Origin of the sequence: Sediminispirochaeta bajacaliforniensis DSM 16054 (genome assembly GCF_000378205.1) — a bacterium.
Lineage (GTDB): Bacteria > Spirochaetota > Spirochaetia > DSM-16054 > Sediminispirochaetaceae > Sediminispirochaeta > Sediminispirochaeta bajacaliforniensis.
In genome coordinates this window covers 184,317-196,394 of the sequence record NZ_KB899407.1, presented here as the reverse complement: position 1 = coordinate 196,394, position 12,078 = coordinate 184,317, and the positions used below count along the sequence as shown (strand labels likewise).

Below are 12,078 nucleotides of genomic sequence, written 5' to 3'. Positions count from 1 at the left end.
CTACTGCTCCTTGGCGTCATCCAAGAATGATAGACGTCCGCCGTAGGCCTTACGAAGATTTTCGGTGGTGAAAGCCTCTGCTACCGTTCCTCCTGCTATTCTGCGTACATTCAGAAGGGTGACCCAGTCGAAATAATCGCTTACCGTCTGTAAGTCGTGGTGTACTGCTACGACAGTCTTTCCCCGGTTCCTTAAATCCTTCAATAAGGCGATGATGGCACGTTCGGTGGAGGCGTCTACACCCTGAAAGGGTTCGTCCATTAGGTATATTTCGGCATCTTGTATGAGTGCTCGAGCAAGAAAGACCCTCTGCTGTTGTCCGCCGGAGAGTTGGCTGATCTGACGGTCGGCAAAATCCTTCATTCCAACCTTTTCCAGTGCCTCTATCGCCTGAAAATGTTCCTCTTGTCCCGGCCGTTTTATCCAGCCCAATTTTCCGTAGCTCCCCATCAGCACCACATCCAAAACCGTCGTTGGAAAATCCCAGTCAACAGCGGTACGCTGAGGGACATAGCCCACGAGTTTTCTCTGTCGAGAGTAAGGCTTTCCAAAAATGGAAACCTGTCCTGCGGTAAGAGGAATCAACCCAAGCAGCCCTTTAAGTAATGTTGATTTTCCTGCCCCGTTGGGGCCGATGATTGCCATCATCACCCCTACAGGGATCCGCAGGTCGACATCCCAGACTACCGGTTTATCATGATACGCGATTGTTACATCTTCCGCCTCAATAGCCCAGCGTTGCTGCATCATCATTCCTCCGTGATCGTTAATCCTGCAACAATGGTATCGATATTGTGCTTGACCATACCAATATAGGTCCCCTCGGGCGTGCCGAGTGTTCCCATGGCATCGGAAAACAGCTCTCCGCCTATCTTTACATCCCATCCCCGGTCGCGGACCGCTGCCTGCAGCGCTTTGATACTTTTGGGGGAAACCGAAGACTCGACGAAAAGTGCTCCGATTTTCTTTTCCGCAATAAAATCTGCAAGTGCCCGTACATCGCCGGTTCCCGCCTCGTCGACGGTACTGATTCCCTGCAAACCCCTGACCTCAAATCCATAGGCCCTGCCAAAGTAGTTGAATGCGTCGTGCGCGGTAATCAGGATGCGTTGTTCCTTCGTTACTTCCTCGGCGCGTTTTATCACATAGGCATCGAGTTCTTCCAGCTCTTCCTTGTACGCCTTCTGTTGTTCTCTGTAGCGTCGTTCGCCTTGAGGATCGGTGTGAATAAGTGCATCACGTATCTCTTCCGATGCGCGGATCCAGTTTTTGACGTCAAACCAGATATGGGGGTCATGGGCCCCTTCTATGGTGATAAGCTGGTCTTCGGGGATTGACCGCGAGACCGCTATGATATTCTTACGCTCGGATAGTTTCTCAAGTACATCGGCCATCTTTGCCTCAAGGTGAATGCCGTTGTAGAGGACAAGATCCGCCTTGTTCAACCGTTCGAGGTCGCCAGCCTTTGCCTTATAAAGGTGAGGGTCCACCCCCGGCCCCATCATTGAATAGACGGAGATCCTCTCACCACCGATCTTTTGTGCAACATCGCCGATCATGCCGATGGTTGCGACTACCGAAAGCTTCTTTTCTCCATCGTCTGCACTCTTCGTTCCTTCTTTTTGGTTTCCGCATCCGAAAAAGAATGATGCGATTCCGAGCATCAGCAATATACGTAGTATATTTTTCATTCTTAAAACTCCTTAGTTTGAATAATCAAAATATAGGATAAATGAAGAGGTTTGTCAATTTCCGGAGTATGTGTGTTTCACGTATGTTTTCTTTCGGTCAAAAATAGTTGACAACACTTGTAATTCAACCATATAATAAAACCAACTAGTTGGTTGGAGAGTAATGCTTATGTCGTATCTGAAAAGGGAGAGACTCCCTGAATACATTGAATCCGAAGAGGAGCTGGATGATCTCATGAGTCTGCCATCGAAGCCGCTTATCGACTTTCAAAAAAACTTGGAGGGCGACCTCATAATTTTGGGGGTTGGGGGCAAGATTGGTGTTCAGTTGGCACTGGCTGCAAAAAAGGCATCTATAGCTGCAGGCGTACCGAGGCGGATCATCGGGGTCTCTCGTTTTAGTAATCCGGAGAAAAGGACACAACTCGAAGAGAAGGGAATAGAGACCATCAGTTGTGATCTTTCCGATCCTGCTGCGGTAAAGCAGCTTCCCGATGCAAAAAACGTTGTGTTTATGGTCGGTAAAAAATTCGGGACCTGCGGCTCGGAAGAGGAAACCTGGGCAATGAACACCCTTGTTCCCGATTATGTAGCAAGGCGCTATGCCGATAGTGCTATTGTCGTCTACTCAACGGGAAACGTATACGGCCTGGTTCCCGTCAACTGCGGCGGTTCTATAGAGGCCGATACCCTTCATCCCCAAGGAGAATATGCAATAAGCGCCCTCGGACGGGAACGGATTTTCCAGTATTACAGCAAAAAGAATGAGACTCCGATCTCCATTCTGCGCCTCAACTATGCAATTGATCTTCGCTACGGTGTGCTGCGGGAGATTGGAGAAAAGGTGAAAAACCAGGAGGTTATAGACCTTTCCATGGGAAACGTAAACGTGATATGGCAGGGAGACGTCATCAACCAAACCCTGCTTTCCTTTGCTCACTGCACATCACCAGCGAATATCATCAATATTACCGGGCCCGAAACAGTCTCTATCAGGTATGTGGCAGAGCTTTTTAGCCGACTTTTCAACAGACCATTGAGGCTCGAGGGGGAGGAAGGTGGTACCGCCTTGCTGAACAATGCTTCGTATGCCGCTTCTCTTTTTGGTTACCCGCATGTGAGTCTTTTGACAATGGTGAAGTGGATTGCCCATTGGCTGGAGATCGGGGGGGCTTCCCTTGATAAACCGACCCATTTTGCCTCCCGAAACGGGATATTCTAGGAGCGGACCTTATGAACATGAAAGAAATTCGTCGTCTGCTTTTCCAGGGAATGGCTATTCCGGCAATTCCCCTTGCCTTGCATGAAGATGGTACATTTGATCCCTTGCATCAACGCGCCCTGCTCCGCTACTACATCGATTCCGGGGTAGGAGGGATTGCAGCTGCAGTCCATACCACGCAGTTTGAGATTCGGGAACGGCCTGACTTTTTCCGGGACTTCCTCACCTTCGTTTCCGGGGAAATTTCCTCTTACGCTGCAAAAAAAGGACGGCAGATACTAAAGATCGGTGGTGTTTGTGGAAATACGGAGGCTGCCGTTTTGGAGGCCGGACTTCTCAGAGAAAAGGGTTTCGATCTTGGGCTTCTTAGTCTTGCAACTTTCAAGGGAAAGAGCTCCGATAGCATCCTTGAACATTGCAGAAAGGTTGCAAACGAGATCCCCTTGTTCGGATTTTATCTGCAGCCTGCGGTCGGCGGTATTCCCCTGTCTCGCGAGTTCTGGAAAGACTTTGCGTCGATTCCCAATGTGCTTGGCATTAAGGTGGCGCCCTTCAACCGCTATAAAACCCTCGATGTTGTTCAGGGAATCTCGGAGGCAGGGCGCGGCCATGAGGTCGCTTTGTACACAGGAAACGATGATAGCATTGTTTTCGATCTGCTTTCATCCTACCCGTGTTCAGAGAAAGCGGGTAGGGCACTACGCTTTTCCGGCGGTCTGTTGGGACACTGGTGTGTCTGGACCAGCAAGGCGGTGGAACTACTTGAGGAGATCAAGAAGCTTAAGGCAGAGGGCTCGGATATCCCTTTTGAGCTGCTGGAACGGGCCCAAAAGATTACCGATGCAAATGCCGCTATTTTCGATGCACAGAACGATTTCGCCGGGGTAATCCCAGGGGTCTATGAGATCCTTCGCCGGCAGGGGCTTCTTGAATCGAGACGTTGCCTTGATCCTTCTTTGGAACTATCACCGTCCCAGATGGGAGAGATTGAAAGGGTGATTGGTGCATATCCTGAACTCCAGGATGATGCATTTATATCATTACATATTGACCAATGGCTAACAAACTAAAAGGGGGAATCTATGGATAAAAAGGAAAAAGGGATATCTCGATTGGCCTTCTTACTTGGACCGGGGGTGATAACAGCCGCCACGGTCCTTGGCCCGGGAAGCATCACGGTAAGCAGCAAATCCGGCGCGCTGATGGAATATAGCGTGCTTTGGGCAGTTGTTATCGCAGGGGTTTTCATGGCGACATTTACCAGAATGGCTGCAAGGATCGGTTGTCTGAATGATGATTCACTCTTAAACATCGTCAGAACAAAACAGCATCCTGTTCTGGCAGTGGTGGTCGGCTTGAGCGTATTTCTTATTGCGGGGGGCTTCCAGACAGGGAACAATATCGGTGTTGGCCTTGCAATGGATGCAATGTTCGGTGGTGGCATGATGCTGTGGGCACCGATTTTTACCATTATTGCCCTTCTCTTTATTTGGATATCGCGGGATTTTTACAAGCTGCTCGAAAAGGTGATGATGACCTTGGTTGTGATTATGATTGTTGCCTTCATAGCGAACGTCTTTATGGCTGCTCCCAGTGTTGGAAAGATAGCCTTAGGGCTTGTTCCTTCTCAGCCTAAAATATGGGGCCTCGTCATTGCCATATCCGCAACAAGTTTTAGCATTGCAGCTGCCGCATATCAGGCCTACCTGGTACAGGGAAAGGGATGGAGTGCTGCGTTTCTAAAAAAAGCACAGCGGGATGCGACCATAGGAATCGTCATTTTGTGTGGCCTGGCGGCCCTTATCATGATTACATCGGCGGCGGTTCTTGCACCGCGGGGTATCGGGGTCAAGAGCGCCGTTGACATGGCAATCCAGCTTGAGCCGCTGCTGGGGCCTTTGGCAAAATTGCTTTTCCTCTTTGGGCTATTGGCAGCCTCCTTTTCTTCCTTTGTCTCAAATGCCGTTCTCGGCGGGATGTTCCTTTCCGACGGCTTCGGGCTTGGTAAAAGCCTCAACGACATTTCCGTGAAGGTATTTACAACCTTGCTTCTACTTTTCAGCACCACCCTTGCCGTGATACTGAAGACGAACCCCATAGAGGTGCTCGTGGTTGCCCAGGCCTCGACAATTCTGGGAGGGCCGTTGGTTGCCATCGTGCTCCTGCTTCTTGGAAACAACAAAGACGTGTTGCAGGAGCATACCAACAAACCTGTTACCAATGTCATCGCCGTGCTGGCCATCCTCTGGATAAGTTATCTCTCCTATAACCAATTGATGGCCTTCATCGGTTGAGTTAGAATGCGGTCGGGATTAGCATATAAAGAGCAATACGTACTGGTATTGCTCTTTATATCAATGCTAAAATTTGAATCCGATGGGATTGTCATGCAAAAACGGAGCAGGGACACAAAGGAACGTATTTTCAAGGCCGCGGTAGAGGAATTTGCCAAGTCGGGGTTTCACGGTGCACGTGTAGATAATATTGCGAAAAAGGCTAAGAGCAATAAGGAACGCATCTACGCCTATTTCGGCAGCAAAGAAGACCTTTTCATCGAGGTATGGAAACGTACCTATATGCTTATCATCGAAGTTGATGAACAGTTTATGGACCTAACCGATGAGGATATCCCATCCCTCACCGGAATCATATTGAAACGGTATGTGCATTTTCATCAGGAACATTCGGAATTCTGGAAGATCTTCGTGTGGGAAAATATGCTTGATGGAAAACATACGGAAAAGGTAAAGGGATTCAAAGAAAGGCCTTATAAACATTTGCGTAGACTCTATGCAAGGGGGCAGGAGCTGGGATCCTTCTCTCGTGAGGTCTCTTTCGAGACCTATATGTTCGTCATCACTGCCGTTTCGTTTTTCTATGCTTCGAATAGGTGCACCATGAGCCAGTCCCTCTCGATAAACCTCACCAACAATGATGTTGTTGAGGGGATGATTGAAGAAGCAACAAAGATGCTTAATGGAAAATGATATATGTTCATGGAACAACAATTGGAAAAGATTTCCCGGGAATTGCTGCGCATTTTGTCGGATCTCGTTTCCTTCAGAAGTGTAAGCGGTTCGGATAATGCGGATATCATCACATACATTGCCGATTACCTTGTTTCGTATGGTTTATCCCCCAAGCAGGTCTCCGCCGGTCGTTCGCACAGTAATAATCTTTTCGTGACCCTAGGGGAAAGCCGGGATGGAGGCGTGCTGCTCTCCGGGCATACCGATATTGTCCCCGCATCCGGCGCAGGCTGGGATTCGGACCCCTTTGTACTGACTCCCCGCCAGGTGTGTGGGGAAGAGAGGCTGTATGGACGGGGTGCCTGCGATATGAAGGGTTTTCTTGCCGCTATTCTTGCGCTGGTCCCTCTCTGGATCGAAGAACGATCGGGTTGCGATAAGGAGCCGATTCATCTTGCCTTTACCTATGACGAGGAGATCGGATGTATTGGCGTCGACGATCTTATCGCCGAATTGGGTTCTTGCCTCCCCCGTCCCGATGCGGTGCTTGTTGGAGAGCCTACCTTGCTGCAGCCCGCAGACGGACATAAAAGTGCATCACGCTATATCACCACCGTTAAAGGTGTATCCGCCCATTCCAGCCGTCCTGCCTCCGGGGCAAACGCCATCTATGGGGCAAATCATCTTATTGCCGAACTTCAGAGATTTGCCGGAGAGATACAAAGCCGGAGTTCCCAGGACCCGGAAGCCCGGCGTTTCGATCCCCCCTATTCAACCATTTCCCTTGGGACCATTCATGGGGGAACGGCAATCAACGTCGTGGCAGAGCAGTGTGAATTGGGCTGGGAGGCACGGGCCCTTCCCTGGGAGGACCCCCAGCAATACCTGCAACATATTGAAGACTTTTCCCGCCACCTGTCAGAGACACTCCCTAACGGAAAGAAGTTGGTGTTTACCCATCGGCTCGACTCCTTTCTTCCCGGGCTTAGCCCGAAGGCCTCTATGGCATATGGCTATTATCAAGCCATGATGGTCGCAGGTAACAAAATTCCCCAACCTGCTACAACCGTCGCGTTTGGTACCGAGGCGGGGAAATATGACCAGGCCGGGATTCCCTCCTTGATCTGGGGACCGGGTTCGATTGACAGGGCCCACGGGAAGAATGAATACATCGAAAAACAGCAACTTGTTGACTGCTGTGCTCTGTTGTCGAAGCTCTGATAGAAATGGATAGAATTTAAAAAAGTCCGTTTGTAAGGGTCCCTATACCTGTTACACTTAGCATATGGAGAAAAAACGCAGAATCATCTTGTTGATTTGTTTGGGACTTTTTTTGTGCCTTAGCTCACCTCTTTGGGCCGATCCCGGACTGGAGGCCCTGTACAAGGAACATTTCGATACCCTTGTTACTTCCGTCTACCCTCTTTTTGATGTGAGATTCTTTCCTTCTGGTGCGTTGGAGGATTCTTTTTCGCCTTTAGAGGAGCAACGGGCTCAAGAACTTTTTTCGGTTTTGGGCGACTACCTTGATAAAGACGAAGATCCCCATCCCTATCTGATAGACGCCCGCGATTACGGTACAAAAGCCTTTGCTGAAGGGGCTTTTTCAATTGGCACCTATGCTGCGGGGGATGATTTCCCATCGCTTTTTCCCGTCATTGAGCCGAAATTCACCCCTGATGGCAATGATGAGACGATTCGCCTTGTCCTCTCGAAGCGGGCATTCGATGAGGAAGGCGTAGCAACCGCTGTTGCCGTTGCACAGTTTGCAAATCTTTTGAAGCAATTCTACGACGCCAACCACAACAGCATCGTCCAGTTTATTAACGGAAGAAACCTTTCCGAGGAGTTTCTTTACATCCGTGACGCCTTGATGGTGCAGGATTCTGTCATCGAATTTTACCTTGATGCTTCGGATAAAACTCTGGAGGGCGCCGAATTTTTTCTCGCCGATTCCTTTTTTCGGGATCAGATGGACAGCGTTATGATGCTTGGCTACGGTATCGATCAGCGGATGATGAAATTCCTTGATACCCGTTACCAGACCCTGCTTTCCCAACAGGAAAACTTTGAGTCGTTTATCGACGGTTTGGACCAAATGATACAGGGAGCCGAGGACAATGCTCCGGACCCCGAACAAGGTAGTGAGTTTGATCTTTTGATCTACCGAAACAGGGTGGCAACCATGTGGATCTTTCAGGGGTGGTATCTTGCCCTGCTTCCCGGTCGGTTTCCCGTCTATGACGCCCCGGAACCAATCAAGATGAAGCTGTCTGCGCTTTTGCGTCGTTGGAAGGGGATGGAGGATGATATCCTTGCTTCCGAAGCGATGTTGACCCAGAAGCGTACCGAGTTTGTCGCCAGGATCATGGAGCCTGCCGATGGTTGAGCTGCAAAGAGGGGCTGCCGTGGCGCTCCTTCTTCTTTGCTTTTCCGGCTGGGGCTTTTCGCTTCCCGAGAATCATCGTCCCTCTCCCTTGTCGATGGAGGAACTATCTCAAGCTATAGTACAGGTGCATGACCGCTATGAGATTCCCTATCCGCCCCTTGCCGACATAACCCTTCTCTACGATGGGGCCCGTGTCCGCGCCTGGATTGAGGCCTGTAATGAGGGGAAGGCCCTTCCCATGCCGCATCGCTGGTTTACCGGGGAGGGAACCGGATTTTCCTCAATGATCTATATGTCGTGTGTCTCCTTTCTCACTGAGAAGGGGTGGGCACTTGCCGAATCCGCCTTTGGAAAAAGGTTGGGTAATGATTCTGTTAACGAAAGAAATAGGGCGATCCTAAACGCCTTTCTTGCGATTGACAACCAGGAAGACATGAAAAAGGCGGTGCCTCGCTTTTTCCCCTTTCCCACCTTTCTAAAACGACGTGGACTGGGGGACGGCGTTTCGATTCTTCTGCCCGATGTTGCCTGGAAGCTCCTGCCTTCAGGATCGACCCCCTTGGCTCGGACCTTGGTATATGGGGATGAGGGATTTCTTCGGGGGCTGGGATATGATCGAAAACGGGTCGGTCCGGGCTATGATATTCGTCGGGACCCGATTGCCATGGCAAGCTGTATCAAGGTCCGTATGGAGAAGGCGGTCAATGGAAACGATACCTATCTTCCTCTGCGACCGGGAATGCCGTTTGCCATTGCAAAAAAGGTCGCCGTGGGAGATTTCTTTGCCGATACTATCTGGTTTCAGCCCTTTTTCTCTGCTCCCGATGGTGTAGAGACCGGCGCAGAAGGTCGTCTTTATCTCAAACAGGGGGATCAGCTTTTCGTTGTATCGCTTTTCTCCATGGTCGATTCCTCTCATCCCGCAGCAGATGGGGACCTCCTGTTGGGCGAAGCGTCTTCTCTCCTCTCCACCCTACAATTTCCAGCGGAGGATACTCTTCTAGACTCCCACCGTTTGGCAGTTCTTTCTGAGTTGCTCCATGTTGGAGATGTATCGCTATTACGACTGGAACTCCAAACTATCGTAAGAGAGACCGGTAGCATTCACTTCCCCGACTCTCATGGCGAACCCTTTTGGCATAAGATATTTCTCGATTTCGATCGGGATGATCCGCGGCGGGAAGCGCTGTTGAAGCTTTTTATTTCTCTTGGGGTAAATCCCGATGCCTCTGGTCCTTCGGGAAAACGGGCCGTCGACTATGCTGTTGAGCAGGGGGATGCTCGACTGCTGGAGGATGTACTGCTTGCACGGGCCCATGGGGATTACCTGACCAAGGATGGTTCCACTCCATTAATTGAGGCCGCTTCAGGTGGTGATGTCTGGTGTGTTCTTACCCTGCTTCGGGCCGGAGTGAATGTGGATTTGCCGGATATACGGGGAAGGAGTGCCCTTCATTGGGCGGCACGGCATGATTACCTTGCTGTTGCGAAATTGCTGTTGGAAAAGGGGGCCTCTCCCGAAAACCGGGATATTGCAGGCAAGAGTCCTCTTGACCTCTCTCCTGTCTTTCAGGATATGAGGCGTTCGCCCTTGTTTGTTATGGTCCAGAAGTTTTGCGGCAGCCCGACATGGGCAAAGGTACAGCCCGAAGAGCAATGAGTACAGGCTCCGCTGCAGCGGGCAAGGGCATCTCGTTGCAGGTACCCGAGTCGTTCCAATTCAGTGAGGAGCATTTCGATCATAGCCACCGTAGTTTCTTGCTTTTCGGCGATGGATGCTTTATCAACCATTCCCTCTTTTTTAATCTGTTGTAATATGGAGCGATATTGCATGGCACCTTCCTATTATGATCAAGATAGTAAAAAAAGCGTGGGAGGAAAAGGGTGATGATGGATCCTGAATACCGTATCTTGATCCAGACGGCGGAAAGTCGTGGTCGTCTTTATCGGGACCTTGTACGAAAACTGCGGCGCGTGGCACCGAAAGAGCTTGCGGCGGTTATGCAGGAACTTCACGATGAAGCTTTCAGGCGCATCGACTGCCTTAAGTGTGCACATTGCTGTGCGGTAGTAGGTCCGCGACTTACTGATACCGATATACAGCGATTGGGAAAAGCGCTTTCCATGAAGCCTTCGGCATTTGAAGCTACGTATCTGATCAGGGACGAGGATGGGGATCTTGTATTTCGTGAACATCCCTGCCCTTTTTTGCTGGCGGATAATCGTTGTCTCCTTTACGATCGACGGCCAAAGGCGTGCAGGGAGTATCCGCATACCGACGACAAACACGCCAGGGGCCTACTCAAAATTTCTCTCGTAAACACACGCTTCTGTCCAATTGTTGCATTGGTGTTTCAGGGGCTGGAGGAGCGCTACGGTTAGGACTTTTTCTGAGGCTCCAGGAGGTTCGACCTGAGAAACGAAAACGCATCGTAGACGGTGATCTTCGAATCTCTGCCGCGCAGTTCGGTTTCACTTTTACAGGACTCGGGTAAGGTGATGCCGATACGTGCTCTGGTCTCCTCACTGATAACGATACCGCCGGCAGGTGCTATATGTTCGAGACGGCTTGCGGTATTGACCGTATCGCCGATCAAGGTATTGTCGTAACGATCATGACCACCGACATTTCCGCGGATGATAGGCCCCGAATGAATACCTACACGGAATTGTACAGGGGGATGTTCCTGGTTTTTTCGTTGCAGGTTAACCTGTTCCAGTTCGTCCTGCATTGCCGTCATGGCCGTGACGGCCTCTTGAGCCTTTGTAAAAACGGCGAAAAAAGCATCTCCAATATATTTGTCGATATCACCATGATTTTGATAGATATGTTTTGCTGCGACTTCAAAGACCGTATTCAGGATAGAGACGACCTGCCTCGGTTCCATATGCTGGGTCATAGCCGTGAAGCCCTTGATGTCGGCAAATACGATGGTGAGGTCCAGCTCTTCTTCCGGAATGGATATCTTCTGTTCGTGTGCAAAGGTTTTCGCGATATCCCAGATTGTTTTCGGAATATAGTTCTTGATCAGATCAAGAAGAATAAAATCACTGATTGCCTTTTCATGGAGGTCGCCGACCTGTTTCATCATGTTCCGGTACATGACATTCATGACAATAAGCGGACGTATCCTCTGCGGAAGACGATGTATGTCGGTGTAGACGATATGCGCATCGAAACCACTGTCGTACACCTCATCGATAAGCTTTGTTTCATTTCCTTTGGTGATGAGGAGAATAGGGACATGACGAAACATCTCATCCTGCTTCATTTCTTTCAACAGGGCGACGGTTCCTGCCATCTCCGACTGTGCGACGATACAATCGACTCCGCCTCCACCATAGAATATCTCTTCTGCGGCGGCCTCGGTTTCTACCTTTACCACATCAAAATCACCAATCTTATTTTCTGCAAGATATCTTCTGATTTTTGTGGTATCAATTGGTAAGTTGGAAACAATAAGAATCGTACCTTCCATGTTGGAGATGGTATCATACTTCCGGTGGAAAATTCATCTTTTCTCGGATACAATCGAAAAAAAGGAGAGAACATGAAACGTTTTATTCTTTCGCTGCTGATTGGTGCACTGGCTGGCATTGTCGCAGGTTATTTTGTTTTTGGAAAAAGCGGGGTGACCGGAAGTTATGTGCCGGTGGATCAACTCTTTGGGGGGGCCAAGAATGCTCTTGTCTCTCTAAGTCGGGCGGTAACCGGGCTTGACCACATTCGGAATGAAATTTTGCTTTCCGGATTGTTCGGGGCAAGCATGGGTGTACATATCGGTTCTATCGGAAGGAGACGGTAGC

The 12,078-nt window shown here is 49.8% G+C and carries 12 protein-coding genes; 9 read left to right on the top strand and 3 right to left on the bottom strand.

The genetic code is table 11. The features are described from left to right. Entirely contained in the window at positions 1-750 is a 750-nt protein-coding gene (locus F459_RS0102680; RefSeq protein WP_020611194.1) for a metal ABC transporter ATP-binding protein, read from the bottom strand. Continuing rightward, entirely contained in the window at positions 750-1,691 is a 942-nt protein-coding gene (locus F459_RS0102675; RefSeq protein ID WP_020611193.1) for a metal ABC transporter solute-binding protein, Zn/Mn family, read from the bottom strand. Before F459_RS0102675 ends, F459_RS0102680 begins: the two co-directional genes overlap by 1 nt. A 169-nt stretch (positions 1,692-1,860) precedes the next feature. Between F459_RS0102675 and F459_RS0102670 the strand changes: the two genes are divergently transcribed. The 8 genes from F459_RS0102670 to F459_RS0102635 all read left to right on the top strand — a co-directional run bounded on the left by F459_RS0102670 (position 1,861) and on the right by F459_RS0102635 (position 10,653). Further along, positions 1,861-2,913 (top strand): NAD-dependent epimerase/dehydratase family protein, encoded by a 1,053-nt coding sequence (locus F459_RS0102670; RefSeq protein ID WP_070415620.1) that lies wholly within the window; start codon positions 1,861-1,863, stop codon positions 2,911-2,913. An 11-nt stretch (positions 2,914-2,924) separates the two neighbouring features. Continuing rightward, the gene (locus F459_RS0102665) at positions 2,925-3,983 is read left to right on the top strand and encodes a dihydrodipicolinate synthase family protein (RefSeq protein WP_020611191.1); all 1,059 of its coding nucleotides are present in this window, start codon (positions 2,925-2,927) and stop codon (positions 3,981-3,983) included. 12 nt (positions 3,984-3,995) lie between these two features. Beyond that, positions 3,996-5,207, top strand: a complete 1,212-nt coding sequence (locus F459_RS0102660; RefSeq protein ID WP_020611190.1) for an NRAMP family divalent metal transporter — start codon at positions 3,996-3,998, stop codon at positions 5,205-5,207. A 63-nt stretch (positions 5,208-5,270) separates the two neighbouring features. Further along, complete coding sequence (locus tag F459_RS0102655; protein WP_020611189.1) at positions 5,271-5,900, top strand: TetR/AcrR family transcriptional regulator; 630 nt, start codon at positions 5,271-5,273, stop codon at positions 5,898-5,900. Between the two features lie 9 nt (positions 5,901-5,909). Beyond that, positions 5,910-7,103, top strand: coding sequence for an acetylornithine deacetylase (argE, locus tag F459_RS0102650; RefSeq protein ID WP_245540059.1), 1,194 nt, complete (start codon positions 5,910-5,912; stop codon positions 7,101-7,103). A gap of 64 nt (positions 7,104-7,167) precedes the next feature. Next, positions 7,168-8,271, top strand: coding sequence for a hypothetical protein (locus F459_RS0102645; RefSeq protein ID WP_020611187.1), 1,104 nt, complete (start codon positions 7,168-7,170; stop codon positions 8,269-8,271). Next, positions 8,264-9,931, top strand: coding sequence for an ankyrin repeat domain-containing protein (locus tag F459_RS0102640; RefSeq protein WP_020611186.1), 1,668 nt, complete (start codon positions 8,264-8,266; stop codon positions 9,929-9,931). The genes F459_RS0102645 and F459_RS0102640 overlap by 8 nt, the downstream gene beginning before the upstream one ends. A 227-nt stretch (positions 9,932-10,158) precedes the next feature. Continuing rightward, on the top strand, positions 10,159-10,653 hold the full coding sequence (locus F459_RS0102635; RefSeq protein WP_020611185.1) for a YkgJ family cysteine cluster protein: 495 nt from the start codon (positions 10,159-10,161) through the stop codon (positions 10,651-10,653). Here the strand turns inward: F459_RS0102635 and F459_RS0102630 are convergent. After that, positions 10,650-11,750, bottom strand: coding sequence for an adenylate/guanylate cyclase domain-containing protein (locus F459_RS0102630; protein WP_020611184.1), 1,101 nt, complete (start codon positions 11,748-11,750; stop codon positions 10,650-10,652). The genes F459_RS0102635 and F459_RS0102630 overlap by 4 nt on opposite strands. A 72-nt stretch (positions 11,751-11,822) precedes the next feature. On the opposite strand from F459_RS0102630, the gene F459_RS0102625 reads away from it, so the two are divergent. Further along, positions 11,823-12,077: a hypothetical protein gene (locus tag F459_RS0102625; protein ID WP_020611183.1), complete on the top strand. Its 255-nt coding sequence runs from the start codon at positions 11,823-11,825 to the stop codon at positions 12,075-12,077. Position 12,078: the final 1 nt, after the last annotated feature.